General features: G+C 54.3%; 22 protein-coding genes. 15 read left to right on the forward strand and 7 right to left on the reverse strand.

Annotated elements, in window-relative coordinates; genetic code table 11:
• Positions 1-99: 99 nt before the first annotated feature.
• On the reverse strand, positions 100-1,056 hold the full coding sequence (locus NST26_RS04545) for a D-2-hydroxyacid dehydrogenase (RefSeq protein WP_340978673.1): 957 nt from the start codon (positions 1,054-1,056) through the stop codon (positions 100-102).
• Between the two features lie 90 nt (positions 1,057-1,146).
• Here NST26_RS04545 and thpR point away from each other — a divergent pair, with 90 nt between their 5' ends.
• Positions 1,147-1,752: an RNA 2',3'-cyclic phosphodiesterase gene (gene thpR, locus NST26_RS04550; RefSeq protein WP_340978674.1), complete on the forward strand. Its 606-nt coding sequence runs from the start codon at positions 1,147-1,149 to the stop codon at positions 1,750-1,752.
• Positions 1,753-1,835: 83 nt separating this feature from the next.
• Positions 1,836-2,738: a cell wall hydrolase gene (locus tag NST26_RS04555; RefSeq protein WP_036723157.1), complete on the forward strand. Its 903-nt coding sequence runs from the start codon at positions 1,836-1,838 to the stop codon at positions 2,736-2,738.
• A gap of 124 nt (positions 2,739-2,862) precedes the next feature.
• Here NST26_RS04555 and NST26_RS04560 read toward each other — a convergent pair whose 3' ends face one another.
• Positions 2,863-4,059, reverse strand: coding sequence for a UDP-N-acetylglucosamine--LPS N-acetylglucosamine transferase (locus tag NST26_RS04560; protein ID WP_036723158.1), 1,197 nt, complete (start codon positions 4,057-4,059; stop codon positions 2,863-2,865).
• Between the two features lie 300 nt (positions 4,060-4,359).
• Here NST26_RS04560 and NST26_RS04565 point away from each other — a divergent pair, with 300 nt between their 5' ends.
• From NST26_RS04565 to NST26_RS04585, 5 genes are all read left to right on the forward strand, one after another.
• Complete coding sequence (locus tag NST26_RS04565) at positions 4,360-4,935, forward strand: TetR/AcrR family transcriptional regulator (RefSeq protein WP_076081070.1); 576 nt, start codon at positions 4,360-4,362, stop codon at positions 4,933-4,935.
• Between the two features lie 246 nt (positions 4,936-5,181).
• A complete protein-coding gene (locus tag NST26_RS04570) occupies positions 5,182-7,536 on the forward strand; it encodes a YhgE/Pip domain-containing protein (RefSeq protein WP_340978675.1) in 2,355 nt (784 codons plus the stop codon).
• 375 nt (positions 7,537-7,911) lie between these two features.
• On the forward strand, positions 7,912-12,507 hold the full coding sequence (gltB, locus tag NST26_RS04575) for a glutamate synthase large subunit (RefSeq protein ID WP_340978676.1): 4,596 nt from the start codon (positions 7,912-7,914) through the stop codon (positions 12,505-12,507).
• 496 nt (positions 12,508-13,003) lie between these two features.
• Positions 13,004-13,930: an ABC transporter ATP-binding protein gene (locus NST26_RS04580; protein ID WP_339253930.1), complete on the forward strand. Its 927-nt coding sequence runs from the start codon at positions 13,004-13,006 to the stop codon at positions 13,928-13,930.
• Complete coding sequence (locus NST26_RS04585) at positions 13,923-14,711, forward strand: ABC transporter permease (RefSeq protein WP_340978677.1); 789 nt, start codon at positions 13,923-13,925, stop codon at positions 14,709-14,711. The genes NST26_RS04580 and NST26_RS04585 overlap by 8 nt, the downstream gene beginning before the upstream one ends.
• Before the next feature lie 51 nt (positions 14,712-14,762).
• Here NST26_RS04585 and NST26_RS04590 read toward each other — a convergent pair whose 3' ends face one another.
• A complete protein-coding gene (locus NST26_RS04590) occupies positions 14,763-15,212 on the reverse strand; it encodes a bactofilin family protein (RefSeq protein WP_340978678.1) in 450 nt (149 codons plus the stop codon).
• 28 nt (positions 15,213-15,240) lie between these two features.
• Positions 15,241-16,518: a M23 family metallopeptidase gene (locus NST26_RS04595; protein WP_340978679.1), complete on the reverse strand. Its 1,278-nt coding sequence runs from the start codon at positions 16,516-16,518 to the stop codon at positions 15,241-15,243.
• A 277-nt stretch (positions 16,519-16,795) separates the two neighbouring features.
• Here NST26_RS04595 and cls point away from each other — a divergent pair, with 277 nt between their 5' ends.
• Together cls and NST26_RS04605 are read left to right on the forward strand one after the other, a co-directional pair.
• Positions 16,796-18,226 (forward strand): cardiolipin synthase, encoded by a 1,431-nt coding sequence (gene cls / locus NST26_RS04600; RefSeq protein ID WP_340978680.1) that lies wholly within the window; start codon positions 16,796-16,798, stop codon positions 18,224-18,226.
• A 167-nt stretch (positions 18,227-18,393) separates the two neighbouring features.
• A complete protein-coding gene (locus NST26_RS04605) occupies positions 18,394-19,302 on the forward strand; it encodes a YitT family protein (RefSeq protein ID WP_036723169.1) in 909 nt (302 codons plus the stop codon).
• 174 nt (positions 19,303-19,476) lie between these two features.
• On the opposite strand, the gene ligD is transcribed toward NST26_RS04605, so the two are convergent.
• Entirely contained in the window at positions 19,477-20,373 is an 897-nt protein-coding gene (gene ligD, locus NST26_RS04610; protein WP_036723170.1) for a non-homologous end-joining DNA ligase, read from the reverse strand.
• A 188-nt stretch (positions 20,374-20,561) separates the two neighbouring features.
• Here ligD and NST26_RS04615 point away from each other — a divergent pair, with 188 nt between their 5' ends.
• The 3 genes from NST26_RS04615 to NST26_RS04625 are packed head-to-tail and all read left to right on the forward strand — an operon-like array spanning position 20,562 to position 23,150.
• On the forward strand, positions 20,562-21,137 hold the full coding sequence (locus tag NST26_RS04615; protein WP_200869514.1) for an RNA polymerase sigma factor: 576 nt from the start codon (positions 20,562-20,564) through the stop codon (positions 21,135-21,137).
• Complete coding sequence (locus NST26_RS04620; RefSeq protein ID WP_340978681.1) at positions 21,101-22,294, forward strand: hypothetical protein; 1,194 nt, start codon at positions 21,101-21,103, stop codon at positions 22,292-22,294. Before NST26_RS04615 ends, NST26_RS04620 begins: the two co-directional genes overlap by 37 nt.
• Before the next feature lie 37 nt (positions 22,295-22,331).
• Complete coding sequence (locus NST26_RS04625; protein ID WP_340978682.1) at positions 22,332-23,150, forward strand: hypothetical protein; 819 nt, start codon at positions 22,332-22,334, stop codon at positions 23,148-23,150.
• Between the two features lie 4 nt (positions 23,151-23,154).
• Here NST26_RS04625 and NST26_RS04630 read toward each other — a convergent pair whose 3' ends face one another.
• On the reverse strand, positions 23,155-24,153 hold the full coding sequence (locus NST26_RS04630) for an ATP-dependent DNA ligase (RefSeq protein ID WP_340978683.1): 999 nt from the start codon (positions 24,151-24,153) through the stop codon (positions 23,155-23,157).
• Positions 24,146-25,126 carry a non-homologous end joining protein Ku gene (gene ku, locus NST26_RS04635; RefSeq protein ID WP_340978684.1) on the reverse strand — a complete coding sequence of 327 codons (981 nt, stop codon included), beginning with the start codon at positions 25,124-25,126 and terminating at the stop codon, positions 24,146-24,148. Before ku ends, NST26_RS04630 begins: the two co-directional genes overlap by 8 nt.
• 142 nt (positions 25,127-25,268) lie before the next feature.
• Between ku and NST26_RS04640 the strand changes: the two genes are divergently transcribed.
• The 3 genes from NST26_RS04640 (at position 25,269) to NST26_RS04650 (ending at position 26,869) form a co-directional block, all read left to right on the forward strand.
• On the forward strand, positions 25,269-25,448 hold the full coding sequence (locus NST26_RS04640) for a hypothetical protein (RefSeq protein ID WP_339253947.1): 180 nt from the start codon (positions 25,269-25,271) through the stop codon (positions 25,446-25,448).
• A 15-nt stretch (positions 25,449-25,463) separates the two neighbouring features.
• Entirely contained in the window at positions 25,464-25,649 is a 186-nt protein-coding gene (locus tag NST26_RS04645) for an H-type small acid-soluble spore protein (protein ID WP_340978686.1), read from the forward strand.
• A 245-nt stretch (positions 25,650-25,894) separates the two neighbouring features.
• Positions 25,895-26,869, forward strand: a complete 975-nt coding sequence (locus tag NST26_RS04650; protein WP_340955731.1) for a DMT family transporter — start codon at positions 25,895-25,897, stop codon at positions 26,867-26,869.
• The last annotated feature ends 20 nt before the right edge of the window (positions 26,870-26,889 follow it).

The raw sequence follows: 26,889 nt of genomic DNA on the forward strand, positions 1-26,889 counted from the left end.
TCACTGAATGAACTGAATTGCTGAAATTAGTTAAAAGAGTTGAATGAGCTGGGCATGTATGCGACACAGCGCACCAGTCTCCCCGGCCGCCCAAGCCCCCTAATACTGGCGGCTATAATCCACCAGATTGCGCGAAGGCTTGCCGGATTCCAGGTAGGCCTTCATGTTCTCCACGAAGATGTCGACCACCCGGTCGGCATAGCGGTCGGTTACCCCGGCACAGTGAGGGGTGATGATGACCTGCTCCATGCCCCAGAGCGGGTGGTCCTCCGGCAGCGGCTCGGTCTCGAAGACATCGAGGCCCGCACCGGCCAGCTGGCCGCTGTTCAGGGCAGCGATCAGATCGTCCGTATGCGTGGTGACGCCGCGGCCAATATTAATATAGTAGGCCCCCTGCTTGCAGGCGGAGAAGACCTCAGCATCGAACAGCCCGCGCGTTTCGTCGGTGAGCGGCAGCGTGTTGACTACGAAGTCTGCTTCGCGAACGGAGTCCTTCAGCTCCCTGGTGGTGAAGATCTGGTCGAAGCCGTCCACCGGTCGCCCGGAGCGGCTGACACCGACCGTCTTCATCCGGAAGGCTTGGGCGATTCTGGCGGTCTCGCTGCCGATCGCGCCGGTTCCGGCGATGACGATTGTCTTGCCGGTCAGCTCGCTCTCCTGTCCGTCCGAGTGCCAGCGGCGGTTCTGCTGGTTACGGATGGCTGTGTGCATATTCCGCGTGAACATTAGCATGAAGCTGAGGATGACAGCAGTAATCGGTTCCGCATGCACGCCGCTGGCGTTCGTCAGCTGAATTTCGCGTTCCTTCAGGGCATCCAGCGGAAGCTTCTCTACTCCGGCGGACCAGGCTTGTACCCAGCGGAGCGGTGAGCCCTGGCGCAGCACAGTGTCCCGGATGCCTTTGCCCCAGCCGATAATAATCTCTGCGCCGGAGAGCAGCTCCAGATCAGGGTTCCTGGAATCTCCAAGGGTAAGGGTGTACTCTGGTGCAGCGGCGCGGATCAGTTCCTGTTGAGCAGAGGACAGCTGCTGCATACAAACGATGGATTTAGTCATGATGGTTCCCTCCTGTTCTACATTTCAGTAGAGAAATAGACGATAAGTATAGATAAGCATAACAAATCTGTCTGGAAAGGTGAAATTCGCATGAGCCATTTGGACCCGGAGCAAGAAGTTGAGCGTCTGTTCGTTGCGGTGCCGTTGCCTGATACGCTGCTTGAATATCTGAAGAATGAGTCTGCCCGTGTGTCGTCCGGACTTAAATTTGCCAGATGGACACATTTCAAAGATTTCCATATTACGCTTCAATTTCTTGGAGATACCCCCAGGGAAAATATTCCATCTCTCTATGAGGCACTCCGGAAGGTTGCGCGTTCAAGTAAAGGCTTTCAGCTGAAGCTCGGCGAATGGGGCACCTTCGGTCTTCCAGACTCGCCAAGAGTGCTCTGGGCCGGGATTTCCGGCGAATTGGAGCCGCTGAAGGAGCTGCAGCAAAAGGTAGTTTCAGCGACCCTTCCCCTAGGCTATACCCCAGAGATGCGAACGTACAATCCCCATTTGACAGTAGCCCGCAAATACCGAGGAGAAGATCCGTTTACGCTGGAGCAGCTGGAAAATTTACGGATAAAGAATCAGCCCCCGGGCGAATTACTTCCAGACATAGGCTGGACGGTAGAGGGTTTTGTGGTGTATGCTACCAGGATGCATGCCATTCCTATGTATGAAATGACTGAAAAATTTACATTTTTCTGAATATAAAATCGACAAGAAAGTTTTCAAAGCTTCCATTTTCGGTTACATACAATAGGAATGTGCCGTAAAATAGGAGGTAAAACATGTTGATTTTCAAACAGAGCCGCTATATTGCGCTGCTGGTTGGTGTAATCCTAGTGTCTTTCTCAGCGATAAGTTTGATGAACCCCGAAGGAACTGCTGCTACCGGGGAGAATGTAATAGAAATGGGTAAGCTGAAGTCTGCAAGCCATCAATCGGTAGAGCAGCTTATTCCGCAAGCCGCATCGGTCCTGCACAGGACAAGCCATTCAGCCGGAATCATTACACCCATGCTCTACACCACAGCTGCCAAACCGGTTCATACCTGGACCCGCACGGTGAGTGCAGGATGGTTAAGTCCCGAGAAGCTGCAGCGCAAGGACGCTGTCAAGCCGGCTTCCATTGTGACTAAGCCTAAGGTAACTGTGGTGAAAGCATCGCCGCCAGTGGCGCAAGCGCCCAAGATCGCGGCAACGGGGACGAAGAGTGTGAAATCAAGCAAGGCTGTAACTCAGCAACATCCCCCCGCAACATTGTTCTTCTCCCGGACCAAGCTACTACCCAAGGAGCAGCAAGCTGAAGCTACCTGGAGCTACGCCGTATCCGGAGAAGACCTGCATCTGCTGCAAAAAATCGTCATGGCAGAGGCAGAAGGCGAACCGTACAAGGGCAAGGTGGCAGTTGCCAACGTTGTTCTAAACCGGCTGCGGTCAGCCAATTATCCCGACACTATTAGAGAAGTCATTTATCAGAAAAGGCAGTTCAGTCCTGTGGCCAACGGGCGTCTTAAACGCGTGAAGCCAAATGCGGATAGTATTAAGGCTGTGAATGCAGCGCTTATGGGGGTCAAAGAGGTTACGGATGATACCTATTTCTTCCTGTCGCTGACGCTGGCACAGGATTTGACCGTGCATCATTCACGGACATTCGCCAAGACCATCGGCAATCATACCTTTTATAAATAAAAAAGCCCGCTGCACATCAGACGCTATACGTCTATTCTGTTACGGCCTTATGTAATGCAAAAACCTCCAGCCCGCAGGATCTATGGGCTGGAGGTTCTTTGTGTTAGGGAATCAGGATAAGGGCTTAAGGTGTGACATAGACGGCTTCTTCGCTCCGTACTTTGGGCGGAGGGGCGCTCCACGCCTCGGAGAAGACCGCTTCCGCAGCTGGCTTCCCAAGCATCTTAAGAATGGTGGCGGCGCAGTGCTGCGGCTGCTGGAGGTCCGGAGAGGCCTTGCGCTTCTGCGGTCCCCCGAATCCGGCATATTCGCTTAGCAGCATGGAGAACCATTTGTCCACGACGCCCGGATTCAGCATCTCGGCCAGTCCCAGCTCGACGAAATACTGGCTGTTCTTCTCTTCCTGGCCGGGGATGGCGTTATAGAACAGCATCGGAATGCCTTTGGCCTGACCTTCAGTGCAGGTCATTCCGCCAGGCTTCGTGATCAGCAGATCTGAGGCATCCATCAGCTTGTTGATCTCACTGCTGTAACCGAGAATCCTTACATTGGGATGGTTCAACAGGGGGTTGGCCTGCATTTTGGCTATAGCCTTGTCGTTGCTGCCCATACAGAAGATAAGCTGGATCTCATTGATCCGGGCGGTGAGCGAGTTCATAATATCCTTGCCGAACATCAGGCCCCAGCCGCCGCCCATAATAAGCGCAGTCGGGATGTCGGCAAGCCCCAGCTCTTTGCGCAGCTTAGTCTTGCCCTGGGACTCCCAGAATTTCGGATGCACGGGAATCCCGGTCACTGTCACCAGCTCGGAGGGGACGCCGCGCCCCGTAAGAATGGACTTGACCCTTGAGGTCGATACCAGATATCGGTTGGCTTCCGCATTCACCCAGCTGCCGTGGGCATCATAATCTGTAATCAGCGTATAGAACGGTACATCAAGCCCCTGGTGCTTCAGCCTGGAGATGACCGCAGCGGGAATCGGATGCGTGCAGATAATCAGATCCGGCCGCAGCTGTTCAATGACCTGAGAGGCATGGGTATAAAAAATCCGGTGAAGGGCCAGCTTGGTCAACCGGTTCAGTGATTTATGATATTGGGTCTTATACATCATGCCGACCAGCTTCGGCTGGCTGCTGACAGTTTTGCGGTAAGCGGAAAGAATCCAAGGAGCGACCGTAGGATTCAGGAATTTTCCGAGCTCGAAGACCCGGCACTGAACATCGGGATTCAGCAGTCGTATTCCTTCAGCCAGAGCATAGGCTGCCCCTGTATGGCCCGTGCCGAAGCCTTCCGAAAACAGCAGTACTCTTTTCTTTCGCATAAGTTCACCTGCAACTTTCCATTATAGATAGGTTTGTTAGATAGCTTCATTAGTAGTCCGTCTGCGGTTACCGCGTACATGCTTCTCCTAATATTATACTAGGGATTTTGCTTCTTTTCTCACATTATACAAATAAGACGTAAATAGAAAGTTAAAACACTGCAATAAAATAAAAAAATTTAGCAAAAGTATTGCAAAGGTATAGGCAAAGTGGTAAAGTTGGTCTTGACCGAGTGACCGGATTAGTAAAATGGTCAAAACGGAAGTGGCAGACGATCCTTCAGGAAAGGGAGTGTATGAATGGCTGTGGTAGATCGAAGGCAGCAGGTGCTGCAGGCGGCGACGAAGTCTTTTTCATTATTCGGATATAAGGCAACAACGATGGACCAGGTCGCCAAGATTGCCAATGTCGGCAAAGGGACGATTTACACCTTTTTTACGAACAAGGAACAGTTATTTGATGAAATCCTGCGCGATGTTATCCTCGAGATGAAAATGATCGCCGAGCGGGAGATTAGGCGCGATAAGCCGTTTTTTGATAATCTGCACCGTGTGCTGGATGCCCTGCTGGAATTTCGGAGCGAACACGAGCTATTCATCAAGCTCTCCCAGGAGAGTCTGGACTTCGGAACGCCGCAGGCTGGTGAAGGACTCGACAAGATCGAGAGTGTGGTGCTTGAATATCTGGAACGGGAGGTGGAGCAGGCCATTCGTCAAGGGGAAATCAAACCCTGCGATCCCCAGATTGTGTCGGTGGTAATGTTCAGGTTATATATCGCGCTTACTGCTGAGCTGAGCAAGGTACATGTGCCGTTGACCAAAGAACAGATCAAGTATTACTTTCATCTGTTTTTGGCAGAGGGGCTGTCACAGTAGAAGTTAAGTCCGGTATAGGGATGGCGTTTCGTACAGCTGCGCTTTCCCTGATAGGAATTGACGGGCTGAGGCGGATGGTGCTGAGTTGGATCGTACTGAACAGGATAGACCCATTTTTTTTGCCTTTGAATGACCGAATGGGGAAAACAGTCATCCAGTGTTACTGTAATATTCACGAAACTATCATTTCACAGCAAGACATCGTATTTTCAAGAGAGAGCATATGATCATAAGGAGAGAACCAGAATGAAATCTTTATCCGTGTTTATGAAGGATCTTGGCGCGGTATTCAAGAATCCCAAGATGCGTATTTCCATGTTCGCCATTCTATTTATTCCTGTTCTGTACAGCGGATTGTTCCTGAAAGCATTCTGGGACCCTTACGGTAAAATGAACGAGCTTCCGGTAGCGGTTGTCAATCAGGATAAGGGTGCTGATTATGAAGGCACCAAGCTGACCGCCGGAGAAGATCTGGTCACGGAGCTGAAGAAGACGGACGGGTTCAAGTGGAATTTCGTCAGCCGGGAGCAGGCGGAAGCCGGGCTTGCGGACAATACCTATTATATGGCGATTGTGGTTCCGGAAGACTTCTCGGCCAAGGCAACTACACTGCTGGATGCAGATCCGCAGCCGGCCAAGATCATCTACGAGCCGAATGAAGGCTACAACTTCCTGGCAGGCCAGATTGGCGGCACGGCAGTGAAGGATATCAAGAGCAAGGTATCTGCCAAGATTACAGAAGCTTATACCAGTTCTGTGTTTGATAAAATCACCAAAATCGCAGACGGTCTGGGCGAAGCCGGAGACGGTGCGACCAAGATCGCAGACGGCGCCACTAAGCTGGATGACGGCGCGCTGAAGCTGAAGGACAATCTGGTAGTCCTCACCGAAGGCACCGGCAAGCTGCTGGATGGTGTAGCGCCGCTTACACAGGGCGTGAGTGATCTGAATAACGGTGCAGCCGCACTCAAAACCGGCAGCAGCACGCTGGCCGGAGGACTGCAGCAGTTATCCGCAGCGCATAAGCAGCTGCAGGATGGGGTGACGCAGTCGGCAGCGGGCAGCAAGCAGCTGAATGCCGGGCTGCAGAAGACGGCAGCCGGAACAGCTTCGCTACAGGCTGGAACAAAGTCGGCTGTCGTCGGCACCGAGAAGCTGCAGACAGGTACGAAGGCAGTTGTGGATGGCAGCGCGAAGCTAGCCGCCGGATTATCATCCTCCGCCGAGGGCAGTGCGAAGCTTGAAGCCGGACTTACGGCTTCGAAGGACGGAAGTGCCAAGACAGCAGCCGGAGCTAAGGCGGTGTCTGACGGTCTGCAGGCGCTGGCGAAGTCGAATCCTCAGCTGGCAGCAAGCCCTGAGGTGCAGAAGCTGGTGGCAGCAAGCGCAGCAGTAGCTGCAGGCGCGGCGCAGCTGGACCAGGGCCAGCAGCAGCTCCTTGACGGAGCTGCGGCCCTGAACAGCGGCCAGGAGCAGCTGCTGCAGGGAGCGAATCAGCTGCACAGCGGTTCACAGCAGCTGGATGCAGGTGTGGGTCAGCTGCATGAGGGAGCGCAGAAGCTCTACGCAGGCAGCACACAGCTGCTGGATGGCCAGAATCAGCTGGCCGCCGGAGCAGGCGCACTGGAGAACGGCGGCGTGAAGCTGGCCGCAGGCATGAAACAGTTCGGCGCGAAGCTGGACATCGCAGCAGCGGGCGGCGTGAAGCTGGCAGACGGCGGCAAGGCGCTGGAAGCCGGCACCACGAAGCTGCTGGCTGGCGCAGGCAAGCTGGGCAGCGGCCTTAGCTCGGTAGCCGATGGCTCGAAGAAGCTAAGTGACGGAGCGGGGCAGCTGAAGGATGGCCTGGATGAGCTGAAGACCGGCTCCGGTGAGCTGGCAAGCAAGCTGGGCGATGCGGCTTCACAGACCAAATCGGTGAACAAGACCGATGGACTGGTATCGATGTTCGCCCAGCCGGTACAGATCGAAGAAGTGAAGGTTAACAAGGTGCCTAACTACGGCACAGGATTCGCTCCTTACTTCCTGTCCCTCGGATTGTTCGTAGGTGCTCTGATCTGTACGATTGTTATCCCTATGCGTGATTCCGAAGTCATTGGCGCCAGCCGGTTCAACCGGTTCATGAGCCGTACACTTACATTCTCCATGATGAGTGTGCTTCAGGCTCTGCTGGCTGTCCTGATTGTCTTGTATGGTCTGGGACTTGAAGTACAGAATGTACCCTTGTTCTACGCCTTCTCGTTCATTACCAGCCTGGCCTTCATGTGGATGATTCAAGCGATTGTTACTTGGTTGGATCAGCCTGGCCGCTTCGTAGTCATTCTGATTCTGATCTTCCAGTTGACTACAAGCGCAGGAACCTTCCCGCTGGAGCTGATTCCTAACTGGATGAAGATCTTCAATCCGCTGCTGCCGATGACTTACAGTGTCAAAGGCTTCAAGGCAGTAATCTCTACGGGAGACTTCGGCTCCATGTGGGCCGATGCAGGAACGCTTGGCGCTTATGGGGTAATCTTCCTGGCTCTTACCTTTACCTACTTCATGACCCGCGACCGCGGCAATGAAGCGGTACTGAAAAGTGAACAAGTTTTGACTGTATAAATCAACAACATTCTTTGTAAAACATACGAACCAAAAGCGCCCCTTTACGGGGCGCTTTTGGTTTATTCATAAATATAAATAGCTAAAGGAAGTGCTGTTTTCAGGCCGGGAAAATGATTGAAACGCTTTCAGTGCATAAGCGCTTATTCGTCATTTATGCATAATTATACATTCGACAGTTTTTTTACGCTTTTATTCGCTAAAGCTGCAATGCAAAAGCAAATGTTAATCAAGCTCATAAAAAAGTTTAAATTGCGCTCATGTCAGCTCGATGATAAAATAATAACACCAATTCTGCCTGAATAATTATTAAGATTTTCCGCTGAAAAATTTTCCTGGAATTCCGTCTACTTTATAATAGAGAGGTTGCATGTGATGAGACACACTGAACTGCCCGGCAAACAGGGCCTTTATGATCCCCAGTTCGAAAAAGACGCTTGCGGCATGGGATTTGTCGCGCATATAAAAGGCAAGCCGTCCCATGATATTGTCAGTAATGCACTGACTATGCTCTTCAATATGGAGCATCGGGGAGGCCAGGGAAGCGAGCCGAACTCTGGAGACGGAGCCGGCATTATGCTGCAGATTCCCCACCGTTTCTTTGCCGGCGAAGCTGCGAAGCTGGGCTTTGAGCTTCCGGAGCCGGGCCATTATGGCGTGGGCATGATCTTTCTGTCTCATAACGAGGAGATCCGCGCCCGCCACGAGGCGCTCCTGAGCGAGATTATCGCGGAAGAGGGGCAGCAGGTACTCGGTTACCGCGATGTCCCGACCTTTGACGAAATGCTCGGCAAGACAGCCAAGGCTGCTAAGCCTTACGTACGCCAGGTATTTATCGGCCGCTCGGAGGGAATCAAGGATGATCTGTCCTTCGAACGCAAGCTGTATGTGATCCGCAAACGGGCAGAGCTGGCAATCCGCTACGGCGGGGCAGAAGAGGGCGAATCCTTCTATGTGCCGAGTCTTTCCTGCAAGAAGATCGTATACAAAGGCATGCTCACTACCGTACAGGTAGGACAATTCTATCTGGACCTCCAGGAAGAGACGCTGGAATCAGCGATTGCGCTGGTCCACTCCCGCTTCAGTACCAACACCTTCCCAAGCTGGGAACGTGCCCACCCTTACCGCTTCATGATTCACAACGGTGAAATTAACACCCTTCGCGGCAATGTGAACTGGATGCATGCCCGCCAGTCGCTGTTCAAGAGCGAGAAGTTCGGAGAAGACATCAGCAAAGTTAAGCCGGTGGTGAACCCGGACGGCTCCGATACGGCCATGTTCGATAATACCTTTGAATTCCTCTACCTGAGCGGACGCTCCCTGCCCCATGTGGCGATGATGATGGTTCCTGAGCCTTGGAGCAATCATGACAGCATGGACGAGAAGAAGAAAGCCTTCTATGAATACCACAGCACCCTGATGGAACCGTGGGACGGACCTGCCGCAATGGGCTTTACCGACGGTGTACAGATCGGGGCCATCCTGGACCGTAACGGCCTGCGTCCTGCACGTTACTATGTCACCAAAGATGATCTGATTATTCTTTCCTCTGAAGCGGGTGTCCTCGATATTCCGGCAGAAGATGTTCTATACAAAGACCGGCTGAGACCGGGCCGCATGCTGCTCGTGGATACGAAGCAGGGCCGGATTATCTCGGACGAAGAGGTCAAAGCCGAGATCGCCTCCGAGCAGCCTTATCAAGAGTGGCTGGATGAGCATCTGATCGGTCTCGATCAGCTCCCGGATGCACCGGAGCTGCCGAATCCGAAGCATGATAATGTGCAGCAGCTGCAGCAGTCCTTCGGATATACCTTCGAGGATCTGCGCAAGGTGCTGGAGCCTATGGCCTCCACAGGCGCCGAAGCTGTCGGCTCCATGGGTTACGATTCGCCGCTGGCCGTACTGTCTGACCGTCCGCAGCGCCTGTACAATTACTTTAAGCAAATGTTCGCCCAGGTCACCAACCCGCCGATTGACGCCATCCGTGAAGAACTGGTAACGTCCACAGCGACTACGATCGGACCTGAACGCAACCTGCTGAAGGCAGAACCGGAGAGCTGCCGGCAGATCTCGCTGGATTCTCCAATTCTCTCGAACGAGGATTTCGCCAAAATCCGTCATGTCCGCCGTGCGGGCTTCAAGTCGATGTCCATTCCGATTCTCTTCCCGGCCGAGTTGGGGGCAGAGGGTCTCAGAATTGCGCTTGACCGGATGAATGAGGCGGCAGACCGCGTCATGGGCAAGGGACATAATATCCTTATTCTGTCCGACCGGGGTGTAGACCGCGAGAATGCGGCAATTCCGGCGCTCCTGGCAGTCTCCAGCCTGCATCACCATCTGATCCGCTCGGGAACCCGTACCAAGGTCAGCATCCTGCTGGAATCCGGCGAACCGCGTGAAGTTCATCATTATGCGCTTCTGCTGGGTTATGGTGTAAGTGCGGTCAATCCTTACCTGGCCTTCGAGAGTCTGGATGACATGATCAGCCAAGGCCTGCTCCGCGGAATCTCGCATGAGAAGGCTGTGAAGAACTATATCAAGGCAGCTACGAAGAGCGTGGTCAAAATTCTGTCCAAAATGGGAATCTCCACGATTCAGTCCTATCGCGGGGCACAGATCTTTGAAGCGGTCGGTCTGAATTCCGAGTTCGTAGACCGTTACTTCACTTGGACACCTTCGCGTATCGGCGGAATTGGCCTTGCGGAAGTGGCGCAAGAAGCACTTGCCAGCCATAACCGCGCCTTCACCGACAAAGACGGCAACGATATGGTGCTGGATTCCGGCGGTGAATACCAGTGGCGCAGTGACGGGGAAGAGCATCTGTTCAACCCGCAGACCATTCATCTGCTTCAGCACTCCGTGCGCAGCGGTGATTATGAGATGTATAAGAAGTATGCAGCGCTCGTTCAGGGCGAAAGCGAGAAGCACCAGACGCTGCGCTCGATGCTGCAGTTCAAGAGCGTAGGTGCTCCGGTATCGCTGGATGAGGTAGAATCGGCTGAATCGATCATGAAACGCTTCAAGACCGGTGCCATGTCCTTCGGCTCGATTAGCAAGGAAGCACATGAGACGCTGGCTATTGCCATGAACCGTATCGGCGGCAAGAGCAACACCGGGGAAGGCGGAGAAGATCCGGCGCGCTTCCTTACGGACGCTAACGGCGATTCCCGCCGCAGTGCGATCAAGCAGGTCGCTTCGGGACGGTTCGGCGTTACCTCCAACTATCTGGTGAACGCCGACGAGATTCAGATCAAGATGGCGCAGGGCGCCAAGCCGGGTGAAGGCGGACAGCTGCCGGGCCGCAAGGTATACCCTTGGGTGGCAGAGGTCCGCGGTTCAACGGCAGGCGTGGGACTGATCTCGCCGCCGCCGCATCACGATATCTATTCGATTGAGGATCTGGCAGAGTTGATCTATGATCTCAAGAATGCCAATCCGCGCGCTGCCATCAACGTGAAGCTCGTCTCTGAAGTCGGCGTCGGCACCATTGCCGCAGGTGTGGCGAAGGGCCGCGCTGATATTATCCTGATCAGCGGTTATGATGGGGGGACCGGCGCTTCGCCGATGAACTCCATCCGTCATGCCGGACTCCCTTGGGAGCTGGGCCTGGCGGAGACCCACCAGACGCTGATGCTGAACAATCTGCGCGACCGTGTCGTGCTGGAGACTGACGGCAAGATGCTCAGCGGGCGCGACCTCGCGGTAGCCGTTCTGCTGGGTGCTGAAGAATACGGCTTCGCTACTGCACCTCTGGTAGCCGTAGGCTGTATCATGATGCGTGTATGCCAGATGGACACTTGTCCGGTGGGCGTAGCTACCCAGAACCCTGAGCTTCGCAAGAACTTCATGGGTGATCCGCAGCATGTGGTGAACTTCATGACCTTCGTGGCACAGGATCTGCGCGAGATTATGGCAGAGCTGGGCTTCCGGACGATTGAAGAGATGGTCGGCCGTACCGATTGTCTGGATGCGGTTAAGGCATCCACGCACTGGAAGAAGAAGGGTGTCGATCTGAGCAGCCTGCTGCACATTCCGGCTATGCCGGAAGGAAGCACACGCTTCCGCAGCAAGTTCCAGAACCACGGTCTGGAAGAGACTCTGGATATGACGCATCTGCTCGATATTGCTGCACCTGCGCTGGAATCCGGCACGGCAGTGGAAGCTTCCCTGCCGATCACGAACGTGAACCGTGCCGTGGGTACGATTCTCGGCAGTGAGCTGACGCGCAAATACGGCGCAGCCGGATTGCCGGACGATACGATCCGCCTGCACTTTACCGGATCTGCGGGACAGAGTCTGGGGGCATTCGTGCCGAAGGGCGTCACCATTACCGTTGAAGGCGACTCGAATGACTATGTCGGCAAAGGGCTGTCCGGAGGCAAGCTGATTATCCGGCCTTCGCGCAAGGCTACCTTCGCGGCAGAAGAGAATATCATCATCGGAAATACGGCGCTGTACGGAGCAACCGGCGGCGAAGCTTATGTGAGCGGTATTGCCGGTGAACGGTTCGCCGTCCGCAACTCCGGGGCGAATGTAGTCGTTGAAGGCGTAGGCGACCACGGCTGCGAATACATGACCGGCGGCCGTGTGGTTGTACTGGGTGCAACAGGCCGTAACTTTGCAGCAGGGATGTCGGGCGGTATCGCTTATGTATACGATCCGGATAATACCTTCATCAAACGCTGTAACCTGGAGATGGTGCTGCTGGAGCGTGTAGAGGAAGCGGACGAAATTGCTGAACTGCATGCTATGATCAGCCGCCATACCCAGCATACAGACAGTAATGCGGGCCGGGCAATTCTGGATTCATGGGATGAGGCCCTGCCGAGATTTGCCCGTGTCATTCCGAAGGATTACAAACGAATGTTGGAGCAGATCCGCAAGGTGGAGAGCAGCGGTTTGACCGGTGAAGCTGCACTGATGGCTGCTTTTGAAGCGAATATGCGTGAGCTTGCGCGTGTTGGCGGTTAAGATTTTACACTTCATAAGTGATGTGCTTCAGCATTGACGGAGCGCATTGTCAATTCAAGAGGCTACCTCTTTCCCATATGGAAGAGGTAGCCTCTTATGTTTTTCTTACAGGAAATTAGGGTCTCGTCTGATGGTGATAAAGTATGTGTAGAATTGTGGAGGAGAAATGCTCCTTCATTTATCCACAAGATGCTGGCGCGAGGGTGGGCGGGCCAAGTGTATGTGAAAAACAGCATACATTGTGCTGGCGTGCAGGGTATCCCATTCATCCGGCAGATTGATTTTGTTTCCTTTCTATACTTTCCCTGCATTTCTTCCCTAATTTCAGGGAAAAGGAAAGGTGTGGTAAAATATATAAATGGTTGAAACGGGTTTTGGATATAACAATAAAGTGTAAGTAACGGAGGGGAAGTCCAAACCTTTCCCGCAGTTGCGATGGACACTTTAAGTTTATCTGTACCCGTTTCACACCAAACCGACGAAAGGAAGTGAAGTTATGCCGAATACGGCAGAAGTGGTGAAGCCTGTAGCCAGCCTGATGGGGGTTACCAAAAGAATAGGCTCCAAAACGCTGATCAGCGACTTGACACTCGACATTCCACCAGGGCAAATCTTCGGATTCCTCGGGCCGAACGGAGCCGGTAAAACCACTACCATCCGTATGATGGTAGGACTGATCTCCATTAGCCGCGGGGATATCCTGATCTGCGGACGAAGCATCAAAGACCATTTTGAAGAGGCCATAGCTAATGTGGGGGCCATCGTAGAGAATCCTGAAATGTACAAGTTCCTAACCGGATACCAGAATCTTCGCCAGTATGCCCGCATGGTGCCAGGCGTGACCAAAGAGCGCATCAATGAAGTAGTTGAGCTGGTCGGCCTCAGTCAGCGGATCAATGACCGGGTCAAGACCTATTCCTTAGGGATGCGCCAGCGGCTGGGGGTAGCCCAGGCTCTGCTGCACCGGCCGAAGCTGCTGATTCTGGATGAGCCGACCAACGGACTGGACCCGCAGGGTATCCGCGAGCTGCGTGATTATCTGCGCAAGCTGTGTCAGACTGAGGGGACAACCGTGTTTGTCTCCAGTCACCTGCTGTCGGAGATGGAGCTGATGTGCGATAGTGTGGCGATTATCCAGAACGGCCGGCTGATCGATGTGAAGCAGCTTAAGACGGTCGGGGATGCAGCGGTACCGGTAAGCCAGACGTTCTTCGAGGTAGATAACCCTGAGGCTGCACTGGCGCAGATCGGCCAAGGTGTAATCATGGAAGGCGGATTAGCAGTAGATGCGGTGCGGGAGGAGATTGCTGAGCTGAATGCCAAGCTGGTAGCTGCCGGGATTAAGGTCTACAGCATCAAGTCGTTGTCCCGTTCGCTCGAAGATCAATTCTTGGAAATTACAGGAGGTGAAGGCATTGGGTGAGTTCGCTTCTCTCATACATAATGAGAATATCAAAATATTCAGACGTCTGCGGACATGGATTATGCTGGTTCTTCTGGCACTGATGAGTGCGCTGTTTCCGGCGCTAATTCATTTCACCACGAACGGAAGTAATGTAGTCGGGCTGTGGGACAGCTTCCGGACCACCGTAACCATCGCATTTTTCCTGAATACCATCTTCACTGCCTTAGTGGCTGCCGACTCCGTAGCGGGCGAATTCACCTGGGGAACGATTAAGCTGCTGCTGATCCGCCCTTGGAGCCGCTCCAAGATTCTGCTCTCGAAGTATATTTCGCTGGTTATCTTCAGTCTTGTCAGCACGGGAGTGCTGATCCTGTTCGGCTATGGCTCCGCCTTTATTTTCTCTTCCGGGGCTGCAGGGATTACGGGGGACATGGTGATGGGCTGGGGGCAAGGGGAATATGTCTTCATGCTGATTCTGTGCAGCTACATTGAGCTGTTCCTGACAGCAGCCATTGCCTTCATGATCTCCAGCGTATTCCGTTCCAGCGGCCTGGCGATTGTGCTGTCGCTGTCGATCATGTTCACCAAGGATATCTTTATCGCCATCTTCAACCCCGACCGGTATGAGTGGGCGAACTATCTGATTTTTGCCCATATGAATCTTAGTAATTATGTGGTGTCGGATACCGGTCCCGGGGGAGCGACGCTGGGGTTCGCGATTGCCGTCCTGGCTGTGTATTATGTGGTATTCATGGCGGTATCATGGATTGTGTTCCGTAAAAGGGATGTAGCAGCGTAAGTAGCAGGATAGGGCTGGCTAGTGTAACCGTACAGGCTGAGAGCTTACGGCTCATGCGCCCTCCAGCTTACTCTGCTTGCTCTCTCTGCGCTTGCCTGCAGTCTTCTTGGTATTGACCGTTTGCAGCCCGCCCGCTGTCTCAGGGGCGGGCTGTTCGGTCATGGCCACAGCCCCGTTCAGCAGGCTGCCTTCCGTAATGCTCAGGGAACCGGCGGCAATGTTACCATGCAGCTGTCCTGTTCCGGTGAGAATGAGCTTCCGCTGGGCGGTTACGTCTCCATAGACCTTGCCGGCGATAATGATCTCCTGCGCCTCAATGCTGGAGTGGACGGTGCCTTGTTCACCAACCGTCACTGTACCCTCACACAGAATCTCCCCGCTGAAATTCCCTTCAATCCGCAGGTTCGTATCGCAATGCACTTTCCCCTCAAGCTTGCCGCCATGTCCGATCAGCGAGTCGGTTGACTTGGGTGAAGCACCCGGTTGACGTCTGTTCCACATTCCAGCATTCCTCCTTATATTCTTAATATTATGAAGGCTTAACATAGTTGAGCGGATTCACCGGCTTGTTCTGCTTCACGACCTGAAAATGCAGATGGGGGCCCGTGCTGCGCCCGGTGCTGCCCAGCATGCCGATCTGCTCCCCTTTGCCGACCCGCTCACCGGGGGTGACTATCATCTGGTTCAAATGCATGTACCAGGTCTCCAGTCCATTGTCATGCTTGATGATGATGTATTTGCCCCGGGCTCCCATTTGTTCTGCAGAGGTAACTACGCCGCCCAGTGCTGCGTATACTGCATCTCCGATATTTCCGGCAATATCAATCCCGGAATGATAAGCAGAGACGCCCTTGAAAGGATCGGAGCGGTAACCGAAGCTGGAGGTAATGACCTTCGAGCCGGTAGGCCACATCACGGCCCGTGCCAGCCGGGCTTGCTTCTCCTGGGCTTGTTTTGCCTGAAACTCCGCTCTTGTCTTGTGTGCCTTCTCGGCCTGTGTAATCGTGCTTGAGATACTGCTGATCATCTCATCCATTATGCTGTGGATCTCCTCGAAGTCGTCCTTTGTCTCCTCAACCAGCCGCTGCGGATCATTCTCGTAGACGGCGACATATTCACCGCCGACCTGCGGATTGGCAGGCAGGCTCAGTGCTGTAGCAGCAGCCCTGATCCGGAAGTTGAGGGCAGGCGATACGGCAGCAGAGAGAGCTTCCGGCTGTTCCCGGATGAACGGGCCGGCGCTTAACCGGCTGACCTTGCCATAGCTTCCGGCGGCTGCGGTTCCTGCTCTGGTATCAGGCAAATCTGCCACTACCGGCTGGCTGCCTTTGAAGGAAGCTGCTGAGGTTGACGTATCCGCGCTGTAGGTCTTGGCGCCAACATTTTCAGTGCGGATAGCCGCACTAGAACCGCTACCGGCAGCAGAAGAGGTGGTTTCTTTGTTGATCAGTGATTGCAGTTGCTCTTCCAGCTCAGTCACACTCTTCAGCTTGTCTTTAATGCTCTCCGCTTCCTCCGAGAGCTCGCTGACCTGGCCGCGCAGCTGCTGTAGCGCCTGATCCTTATCGGCAACCTTCAGCTCCATGCGGATATTGGTCAGTGATAAGGCGGCCGCTTCGGCCTCCAGCTCTGCGATGGACCGGGAGGCATGGATATGCATGGAGGTGACCAGACTGGAGAGGGACAGCGCGGCCGCGGCAGGCAGCGCCAGAGCGAAGGGCTTTGACATTTGCAGCTGCTTCACAGGCCGTCCGGCCTCACGCATAACGAGCAGCGTAATCTTTTCCTGACTTGGCTGACTCTTCATAACGTCTCCTTACTGCGGCCATGGCAGCCGCTGGGTATGAACTGACTGAAATCATCTGTCGGGGTGCAGGGGGCTTATCCGATTCGTCCTACTACTCTATGTATTCCATAACTAAGGTGAACATGACAACGGTTTACTTGAATAAAGAAGGAGAGTTAAGGCAAAACCTGTAGTAAGCGCAGGCTTCTGCCGCCGCAGATTTCTCATGAAAGTTAGCAGGCGCTGTCTATGCCCGCAGAGATAGTAATAGTTCATTCAGCTGATCAGGAGGACCGGAATGAGGATATTTGCCGTGATCTTATGTCTTTTTATTGTGCAGCTTGCCATTATTACCGCTTCCGAATTCCGCCGTCCGCAGCGGGCGCTTGCCTGGATATGTATTACCTTCTGTTGCCCGCCGCTGGGTCTGCTGTTCTACTATTTCCTGGGGCGCGATTACTGGCAGAGCCGCAAGCTCGTGAACCGGTGCGTCTCCCTGCTGCGGGAAATCCGTATTCATGTTGCCGGCAAGATTCATAAGGTCAAGCAGGCGGAGGATACCGGCAACCCCGGATTTGAACACCGCTCTGAGCTGCTGTATCTGTTCTCTGAACTGGCGGACAGTCCGGTTACAAGCCACAACCGGTGTGAAGTGCTGTCCAGCGCACAGGCAGCGTATAAGTCCATGCTGGAGATGATGGAAGGTGCGCAGGAGCATATCCACATGGAATTTTATATTTTCCGGGAGGACGGGATCGGCCGGCAGTTCCAGGAGCTGATGATCCGCAAGGTACGCCAGGGGGTGAGGGTGCGCCTGCTGTGCGATGGCCTGGGCAGCCATAAACTTAGCCGGGGCTTTGTGAATACACTGAAGAACGCGGGAGTGCAGGTTTATTTTTTTCTGCCGCCGCTGACTGCACTGCCGGACCGCCGGTTCAACTACCGCAATCACCGGAAGATCCTGGTGGTGGACGGACTGACCGGATTCACCGGAGGCATGAATATCGGCGATGATTATCTGGGCAAAAATCCGGAAATGGGGTACTGGCGGGATACACATCTGCGGCTTGAAGGGGATGCTGTCTATCATCTGCAGTATGTGTTTCTCAAGGACTGGCGGCTGGCGGCCGGTGAAGCTCTCAGCCATCCGCGCTTCTTTCCGGATCATGACTGTAGCGGAAGGGAAGCCGTCCAGATTGTCGCCAGCGGTCCCGATGCGGGCATAGATGCCACCCAGGAGATGTATTTTGCTTCCATCTGTGCCGCGAGGCAACGTATCTGGATGACCTCTCCATACTTCATCCCCGACCCCGCGATTTGCAGGGCGCTGAAGAATGCAGTCCTTAGCGGTGTGGACGTAAGGATTATTATCCCGGCGAAGCCAGATAACAAGCTGGTCTATTATGCCACGCTGGCGTATCTGGAGAATCTGCAGGACGCCGGCGTGAAATTTTACCGCTATACCAGAGGGTTCATGCATGCCAAGGTAATGATTATTGACAGCCTGCTGGCCACCGTCGGCAGTGCCAATCTGGACATGCGCAGCTTCTATTCCAACTTCGAGCTGACGGCGGTGCTGTTCCGTCCGGAGACAATTACAGAGCTGGCTGAGGACTTCAGCAGAGATCTGGAGCAGAGTGAATTCATTGATCCGAAAAAGTTCCGGGAGCGCAGCCGTAATGTCAAACGCATAGAAAGTCTGTGTCAGCTCTTATCTCCGCTATTATGACAGAAAAGATGGCCGAATCATCGATTATCGAAGGTTATATCAATTTACATGCGTTATTTGACTTTCTTTTATGATATAATGGAAATATAAGAAGAACAGGGGAGAAGGCACGACTGTACGTTCGCTTTCGTAAGCTTCTTAGATATACTATTTATAGGGGGAGTTCTATGACTGTAAGCCAACATATCTTTACGAATGAAGAACAGAAGAAGCCGGAGAAGTCTGGAGTGTTCAAGACGGCAAGACTGGCCCAGCGGATTGTGATGATTGTCATCGGAGCGGCCATGATGTCTGTTGCCCTTGAAATTTTTCTTGTTCCCAATAAGTTGATTGATGGCGGAATCACCGGTATTTCCATTATGTTGTCCCATATTTTCAATATACCGCTCGGTATTCTATTGACCCTGCTTAACCTGCCGTTCCTGGTTATCGGGTATAAGCAGATCGGTAAGACATTTGCCTTATCTACTCTATTTGCTGTAATTGTAATGTCCATCGGTACCCAGTTGCTCCATCCTGTTCATCCCATTACGGTTGAGCCGCTGCTCGCAGCAGTATTCGGAGGGGTAATTCTCGGCGTTGGGGTCGGGCTCGTTGTCCGTTACGGCGGATCGCTCGATGGTACTGAGATTGTAGCCATTCTTGTATCCAAGAGGCTTCCGTTCTCTGTAGGGGAAGTCGTTATGTTCTTCAACCTGTTCATCCTGTCCGGCGCAGGCTTTGTGTTCGGCTGGAATAATGCGATGTTCTCGCTCATTGCGTATTACATTGCTTTCAAACTGATCGATATTACACTTGAAGGTCTGGACCAGTCCAAGTCGGTATGGATTATCAGTGATAAATTCCGTGATATCGGCGAAGCTCTGACGGAGCGTCTGGGACGCGGAGTGACTTATCTTGATGGTGAGGGCGGATTCTCCGGCGATAACAAGAAAGTGATTTTTGTTGTCATTACCCGTCTGGAAGAAGCGAAGCTGAAGTCTATCGTAGAAGATTGGGATTCTGACGCGTTCATCGCGATCGGCAATATCCATGATGTTAAGGGCGGCCGCTTCAAGAAAAAAGCAATTCATTAGCATTAGCGTAACCGGTTCAGCCGGAACGCTTCGAAGGAAGGTATATTTACGAACGACAGAGTAACCCATACGGCGGTCCTGACTTGTTGCGCCGTATGCCCATATATAATAATACCTTCCGTCCTGATTCTGGACGCCAGATAAGCCCGCAGCCTGAGAAAGGCATTTGCGGGCTTATTGCTGTCCTGAGGGCAGCTTGGCAATAATCGCATCGACCGGCTGAGGAGGAACCTTGGCAATCAGATCTCCTAACCGGCTGAGACGCTCTTCTATATTCAGCAGGTTGAAATCTGTAGGCTTGACACCCCGTTCAACCTCCTCCCACAGGAGGGGAGTGGAGACAGTAGCCAGCGGCCGGGCGCGCGGGGTGTACGGGGCAGCGAGTGTTTTGCCGCCGTAATGCTGGAGATAATCGAAATATATTTTATCCCCGCGATGCTTCTTCAGACGCTCCAGGGTGAAGAGATCGGGCCGCTTCTCGGTGACATAACGGCCTACGAAATGCCCGATCCGGCGCAGTTCATCGAAGGTCACCCCCGGCTTAACCGGAACAATGATCTGCACTCCGGTGGCTCCCGAGGTTTTGGGAACGGAGTCCAGTCCGAGCGATCTCAGCACCTCCCCTACCACAGCAGCAGCTTCCATAATCCGCGGTTCGACCTCAAGCGAAGGGTCCAGATCAATCATCCATTCGCAGGGCAGTGTACTGCCGGCATAATGGAGGGAGGGATGGAATTCGAGCGCAGCCAGATTGCCCAGCCAGAGCAGCTCCGGCAGGCCCTGCAGCACAATGTAGGTGATATTGTCCTGCACCGCCGTGCGGACGAATTCCGGCAGCGGCTCCGGGGCGTTCTTCTGATAGAAGGACATTCCGGGAACGCCATGGGGATAGCGGATCACCGTGAGCAGCCGGTCCTTGCAATAGCGCAGCAGGTAGGGCGAGAGAGCCGCCAGCTTTTGCAGATAGATCTGCTTGGTGATGCCCATCTCGGGCCAGAGCGGTTTGTCGGGATTGGTGATGCTGATTTGGTGCCCGTCTACGGTAATGGTTCCTTTGGTGGCCGTTGGCATGGGACATCCCTCCTTAGGCTTGTGTATGTCTGCCTAGTATTTGCCGTGCTGCCGGTTTTCAGTCGGGGTTCCGGTCCGGGATAAGAGCAGTTCACACTTTTTTTTGCGCAAAATGTCCCTTTTGGCCCGGGCAGGTGCTTATAAGGGTGTTAGCTAGAAGAGAGGAGCGTTTTACGATTTTGGATGAAATGGAACACCTCGTTGTTAAGGTTCAAAACGGCGACGTGGAGCAGTACGGGCGGATCGTTGAAGCTGTTCAGCAGCCGATGTACCGTTATTGCAGCCGTCTGCTAGGCAGCGGGGCAGAGGCGGAGGATGCCGTGCAGGAGATTCTGGTCAAAGCCTATCAAAATATCGGCAAGTACCGTCCGCTGGTCAGCTTCTCTTCATGGCTGTATAAAATCGCTTATCATCATTGCCTGGCGGTTATCCGCCAGCGTCAGCGGCAGAGCCGGTTGATGCTGCTGCTGCGGCCGCAGAAATACGCGGAAAGCCCGGAGCAGCAGATGGACCGCTTCCTTTTCGATGAACCGCTCGCTGTAGCGCTTTCCCGGCTGAAGGTGGAGGAGCGGAACCTGCTTTTGCTGAGGATTTTTGAAGAGCAGAGCTTTGCCGAAATCGCCGTGATTCTGGGCAAGAATCAGGATGCGGTCAAAAAAAGATATCAGCGCACGATTATTAAACTCACCAACCTGCTGAAATCGCAAAGAGAGGGGGAGGAACCACAATGGACGAGCACTTCGCTGCTGAAGAAAAAAGGATAAGACGAATGGGCGCAGGTGAGGCAGCGGGCAGCATTGATGTTAAGTCATCCGTTATGGAGCGGGTACGGGTCATCCATGCACAGCGGCTTGCATCAGAGGGCGGCGGAACGCCAGCTTCACCGGGGCAAGCGGTGCCAGAAATGGTTAGGCAGGGGCCTGTGATGACCAGGCAGCCGATACCTTCGCTGCGTCCTGCGGTACAGCGGGGCAGAAGGCTGGCCGCCGGACTCTGCGCGGTTGCGCTGCTGGGGCTGGCTGGGTTCAGCGTTCTCCGCAATATGACGGATGAAGGAGTTACCGGGAAGGCACACCCAATCTTTGCGGTCATCCGGCAGACGGAGGGGCAGCCTCTGGTCTTGAAGGACAGCGGCGGCAGAGTTGTGGCGCAGCTTAGGTACGCTGAATCGAAGGTATACACGCCTTACATTGGCTCTAGCTCCGCCCGGGAACGTTACTTTAAGCTAAGGGAGCAATATGAACAACAGGCGCAAGCAAATTTACAGCCGGGAGAGACAGCAGCTTATTATGTCAATGACAGTGAATTGATTGCATTGATGAACGGGCTGGGGTATGGAAAACCGCTATTTTTCACCAGCAGAACGGTTACGTATACCAGCTACGCGAAGCTGTCAGCCGCCCGGGAGCAAACGGGCAAGTGGAGCTTTGCACTGCCGCCTGAGCGAATAGGCGGGTTACAGTTTGCGGAGGGCCGGCTGTTCGCCAAAACCCCCTCTGCGTTTGAGCCGGAGTATAGGCTGGCACTGGAGGCATTGAAGGCCAAAACGGAAGCTGCTCCGGACGGGAATCCGCTGGCTGCAACTTTATGGCCCTTGGAGAATCTCGCAAGCGCCGAGGTGATCTATCGGGATGGCAGCCAGCAGCTGAAGCTTCAGTTATTCTGGAATAACGCAGCAACAACCGGTCCTTCGCAAATTCACGTATCCCCCGGCCAAACGGCTGAACTATGGACCTACGAGGATAAGGAGCTGCTGTTCATTCCGGGGGCAGGCGCCGGAGAAGAGAACGGAAGTTCAGTAAGCAGACTGTATTGGTATGATAACGCCTATGGAGGGCTTGCTTTGATGACGGACCCGCCGGATAAGCGGTTGACCCGGGAGCAATGGGGGAGCATTGCCGCCGGGATGGTTCAGCGGTGAGGGAACAACAAATGAATCGGAAGGAAGGGATCGAATTATGAATCAGCATAAGAAAGCGGCGGTTGCCGCAATATGCCTGTCCATGCTGCTGAGCGCAGCAGCGGGGTCGGTGGGAGCAGCGGGAAGGCTGCCTGATAAATTAAAAAATAAAAGCAACGGCATTATGGCTACAGAAACCGCCAAGCCGGCTGCGCCATCCCCGCTGGACGCTTTGCTGTCCAAAGCGAACGAGGCTCCCTTGAACGCAGGGGAAATCCGGGCTGTGTATGTGAATGACGTCAAAATCAATACGCTGGACAGTCTGGATATCAGTTACGTGCCGTTTAGTTATATGTCTGTAAGCAAAGCGGCGCAGAAATTAACGTCAATGGGCGGAGGTGTATTAATGGCTCCAGCTTCGCTCCCGAAAGATTATGTGCTGAAGGAGGCAATCATCAGCCCTGACATTCCTTTTTCCTATGAGGAAGAATATATGCAGCTCAGGGAGAAACTCAAGGGGCAATCCACAGCAGCTGGTAAAAAGGTTATCACCAAAATGCTCGCCTGGAGCGGTCATGTCACCACGTTGACGTATACCCGCAAGGGAGAGGTGCTGAATCTGCGTGCCGAGCTTGCAAGCAAGCTTCCGGCTGGAGTTACACTGGCTGTATTGCCGGGGGACAAGGATGAGCAGGTGCAGGTTAACGGGCAGGAGATGATGTTCACCTCCTTCGGGCCGCATCACGGCAACCTCAAATCGCAATTGCAGTGGAGCAGTGCGGACGGCAGCAGAGAGTACACATTAACGGATAGCCGGAACACTGTGCAGAGTAAGGCTGAACTGCTGAAGATTGCCGGAAGCCTGACTCCGCAATAGGCATCTAGAACCCCCTCTGGCTTAAAGAACAGGAATGGGCGGGCAGATCGACCTGAGCCTGAATCACAGGCTGGCGGAAGGTGCCGGAGGGATTCCATTCCAGAAAATGCAGCTTAAACACCAGCTCAGGCTTAATCCAAACGGAGCCTGAGCTTCGCTGCGGGAGTGCGGCAAACGGCATATGTTCTGTGGCAAGTCCAGGAATTCGTGAGGTCAGTGTCCGCCAGTCCTGGACGGTCATTCTGCCTGCTCCGGCATGTCCGATATAATGCAGCCTGCCGGCATCATCATACAGGCCGAACAGCAGCGCATTCACGATGCCGTCCCGGAAGGTGACGCCCCCGGCGACAGCGGTGACATCGGAGATGATCTTGAGCTTCTGCCAGCGCTTGTCCTTGCCGCCCGGCGCATAAGTGCTGTCCAGATCCTTGCAGACGATCCCCTCCAGACTGCCCTGCCGCGCCGCAGCGAGCAGCTGGACTGGATCCGGGTAGCTGGGCACCTGCTGCAAATGGGGATGGGGCAGCAGCATTTCCTTCAGCAGCTCCTGCCGCCGGGACAGCGGTTCATCCAGCAGCCAGATGCCGTCACAATACAGCATATCAAAAACCATATACAGCACCGGAACCTGCGGCTGCACTGCCCGGATCGCCGCCTCGTTCTTCAGGCTGTCCCGCCGCATGACCTCATGGAAGGAGGGCTTGCCGCCGCTGAGTGCAATGATCTCGCCATCCAGAATGAAGGAGCCGGCCCGGCAATAGCTTCCTGGTTCGGCCAGCTCAGGATATTGAAGCGTGCGCCGGTTGCCACGGCGGTTAATCAGTTCGGCATGGCATCCATCGTAATAGGAGATCATCCGCACGCCGTCCCATTTGATCTGGGCGATCCACTGTTTTCCGCTTGGAAGCACAGTGGCCAGCACAGGCTCAAACGGAGTGACAGGCTGAAGCTGAAGGGAACCGGCTGGCCTTGCAGCAGGCGCAGAAGTCCGTCCCCTAGGCACCGGTGACCTTGCTCTTCGCGCTCCGGCGCTTCGGCTTCGGGGCAATCACCGGAATTGGTCCGGTAGCTTCATCTACAACCGGAGCGGCGGCTGTATCGGTTGAAGTCCCTGCGGCAGTGGCCTTGGCCGGACGTTTCTTCGCACCGGCGGCTGTCCTTGGCTTAGACCCGCTGCCTCCCTTAGCCGGTCCGGGATCGGAAGGAATATGCTGCACAGCCTCGATACTGGCCTGCAGGGCAGCCATCAGATCGATAACATTGTTCTCCTGGCGGGCCGGAGCAATATGGAACTCTTCGCCTGCAATCTTATGTGTAATCAGATCAAGCATCCGCTGGCGGTAATCATCGGTGTATTTGGCAGGCTCGAACGGGGTGGACAGCTGTGAGATCAGCAGCTTGGCCATATCCAGCTCTTTGTCGTTCACGCTGCCCGGCTCCGGCAGGCCGGGAACCTGCGATACCGGACGGACCTCGTCCGGGTAATAGATCGTTTCAATCGCCAAGCAGTCCGCCAGGACGCGGATGGCGGCCAGACTGCTTTTGGAGCGGATGGAGATCTTGGCAATACCGATCTTCCCGGTCTGACGCATCGCCTCCATCAGCAAACGGTAAGCATTGGCGCCTGCCTGGTCTGGCGATAAATAGTAGGTCTTCTGGAAAAAAATCGGGTCAATCTCCGTCAAATCCACGAAATCCAGTATGGTGATGCTCTTACTGCTCTCCTCGCTTAGCTGATCCAGCTCCTCCTTGTCGAACAAAACAAACTTGCCCTTCTCATATTCGTACCCCTTGCCGATCTCCTCCCAGGTGACCTCCTTGTCACAGACAGGACATTTACGTACATAAGACAACGGACTGCCGCATTCTTTGTGGATGTAGCGCAGCGAGATGTCTTTATCCTCCGTAGCGGAGAACATCTTGACCGGAACATGCACAAGCCCGAAGCTTATGGCTCCTTTCCAAACGGTATGCATGAGAATCGCCTCCTGATGGGATGTGGTATGGCTTAGTATGGGGAGGCAGGGCTTTTTCTAGCCGGATGCATGTTTTGAGAGTCATGGGAAAAAATAAATGCTGCTCAGCTTGCACAGACCCAAAGCGAGAAGAGGAGGCATTATGGACAAGGAGCACTATCACTGGAGCGATGCGTTATCCGAGCAGGATATTCCGGCTGAGGCGGTCAATTGGGACAATATTATTGCCGATCCGGAGGATGCCGGATTGGACGAGGATGCAGTACTACTGGATGCTGATGCAACAATCGGGGAGCTTCCGGCGGAAGATGAAGAGGAATAGGGGGGCAAGAAAAGAATGGATATAATACGTGCGCAGGATATTTACGCTTCCAAGGACAAGATTGCGGTGCATCTCGACGGTGAGCCGGTCTGGATTGAGCATGTAGATTCGGAAAACGGTATGGCAACGGTTCAGGTAGGCTCCCGGCCTACGAATACACAGACTGTTGGTGTTGAGCGGCTGGAGGAACAGAGGAAGTAGCGGGTCAGCACAATAAGTCCTTGTAGGTATCCAGGTAAAATACTAATTAGAGCAGGCGTTCTCTTGGCGGTGACACCATCGCGGGAGTCTCCTGCTTTTTGTGTGGCCTGACCTCCTACACACGTTATGCTCAGGGCCGGGGTATGGAGCTGTAGCCTCTAATAATAGCTGACACAGATATTGACGCCGGGCGTGGTGACCCCCTATATTTGGAAGAAGAATTTTGACGAAAAGAGATGATGAAAGTGCGTCCGATATTGCTGGGTGTGTGCTCGGCGCTGTTTTTTGCGGTGACGTTTGTGCTGAACCGGAGGATGGAGCTTGCGGGAGGAAGCTGGGCGTGGAGCGCCTCGCTGCGGTACTTGTTCACGCTCCCGCTGCTGCTGGCGATTGTGGCCGGAAGAGGGAGGCTGAAGCCGCTGCTGGCTGCGATGAGAGAACGGCCTGGAGCCTGGCTGCTGTGGGGAACTGTCGGGTTCGGCTTGTTCTACGCGCCCATCTGCTTCGCCGCTGCCTATGCACCGGGCTGGCTGACGGCTGGAACGTGGCAGATCACGATTATCTCCGGTTCGCTGCTGGCTCCGTTCTTCGGAGAATGGGTCAGCGGACCGGGAGGACAAGTATACATAAGAGGTAAAATCCCGCTGCGCGGGCTGCTGCTCTCCCTGATTATTCTCGCCGGAGTAGCGCTGCTGCAAGTGGAGCAGGCGCGGCAGCTTGCCCCATCCCAGGTCCTGCTGGGCATTGTCCCGGTTCTTATCGCTTCCTTCGCTTATCCGCTCGGAAACCGTAAGATGATGGAGCTGTGCGGCGGCCAGCTGGATGTATTCCAGCGGATTCTTGGCATGACGCTTGCCAGCCTGCCCTTCTGGCTGGCTGTCGCTCTGTATGGTATGGCAGATACAGGCCTGCCCTCCTCCTCGCAAATAGGACAATCAGTCATTGTTGCACTCAGTTCGGGAGTTGTGGCTACGGTGCTGTTTTTCCGGGCTACCGATCTGGTCAGGGATAGCATGAGCAGTCTGGCAGCCGTGGAAGCGACCCAGTCACTGGAGGTGCTGTTCGCCTTGCTGGGGGAGATGCTCCTGCTGGCCTCGCCGCTGCCATCCCTCCTGTCATGGGCGGGGATTGCGGTCATTATTGGTGGTATGGTGCTGCATAGCCTGTTCTCCCGGCATCCGGGGAAGCCTGCGGCGGCTCCGGCGTTCTCAACGGACTGACAGGCTGTTGCGGTGCAAGT

The organism is Paenibacillus sp. FSL R7-0128, assembly GCF_038002245.1.
GTDB lineage: Bacteria > Bacillota > Bacilli > Paenibacillales > Paenibacillaceae > Paenibacillus_AQ > Paenibacillus_AQ silagei.

Coding starts and splice junctions, on each gene's coding strand:
- NST26_RS04570 (WP_340978675.1), top strand. CDS start 5,182: ATGAAATCTTTATCCGTGTTTATGAAGGATCTTGGCGCGGTATTCAAG.
- NST26_RS04545 (WP_340978673.1), bottom strand. CDS start 1,056: ATGACTAAATCCATCGTTTGTATGCAGCAGCTGTCCTCTGCTCAACAG.
- NST26_RS04605 (WP_036723169.1), top strand. CDS start 18,394: ATGACTGTAAGCCAACATATCTTTACGAATGAAGAACAGAAGAAGCCG.
- gltB (WP_340978676.1), top strand. CDS start 7,912: ATGAGACACACTGAACTGCCCGGCAAACAGGGCCTTTATGATCCCCAG.
- thpR (WP_340978674.1), top strand. CDS start 1,147: ATGAGCCATTTGGACCCGGAGCAAGAAGTTGAGCGTCTGTTCGTTGCG.
- ku (WP_340978684.1), bottom strand. CDS start 25,126: ATGCATACCGTTTGGAAAGGAGCCATAAGCTTCGGGCTTGTGCATGTT.
- NST26_RS04640 (WP_339253947.1), top strand. CDS start 25,269: ATGGACAAGGAGCACTATCACTGGAGCGATGCGTTATCCGAGCAGGAT.
- ligD (WP_036723170.1), bottom strand. CDS start 20,373: ATGCCAACGGCCACCAAAGGAACCATTACCGTAGACGGGCACCAAATC.
- cls (WP_340978680.1), top strand. CDS start 16,796: ATGAGGATATTTGCCGTGATCTTATGTCTTTTTATTGTGCAGCTTGCC.
- NST26_RS04595 (WP_340978679.1), bottom strand. CDS start 16,518: ATGAAGAGTCAGCCAAGTCAGGAAAAGATTACGCTGCTCGTTATGCGT.
- NST26_RS04580 (WP_339253930.1), top strand. CDS start 13,004: ATGCCGAATACGGCAGAAGTGGTGAAGCCTGTAGCCAGCCTGATGGGG.
- NST26_RS04625 (WP_340978682.1), top strand. CDS start 22,332: ATGAATCAGCATAAGAAAGCGGCGGTTGCCGCAATATGCCTGTCCATG.
- NST26_RS04560 (WP_036723158.1), bottom strand. CDS start 4,059: ATGCGAAAGAAAAGAGTACTGCTGTTTTCGGAAGGCTTCGGCACGGGC.
- NST26_RS04555 (WP_036723157.1), top strand. CDS start 1,836: ATGTTGATTTTCAAACAGAGCCGCTATATTGCGCTGCTGGTTGGTGTA.
- NST26_RS04620 (WP_340978681.1), top strand. CDS start 21,101: ATGGACGAGCACTTCGCTGCTGAAGAAAAAAGGATAAGACGAATGGGC.
- NST26_RS04615 (WP_200869514.1), top strand. CDS start 20,562: ATGGAACACCTCGTTGTTAAGGTTCAAAACGGCGACGTGGAGCAGTAC.
- NST26_RS04590 (WP_340978678.1), bottom strand. CDS start 15,212: ATGTGGAACAGACGTCAACCGGGTGCTTCACCCAAGTCAACCGACTCG.
- NST26_RS04645 (WP_340978686.1), top strand. CDS start 25,464: ATGGATATAATACGTGCGCAGGATATTTACGCTTCCAAGGACAAGATT.
- NST26_RS04565 (WP_076081070.1), top strand. CDS start 4,360: ATGGCTGTGGTAGATCGAAGGCAGCAGGTGCTGCAGGCGGCGACGAAG.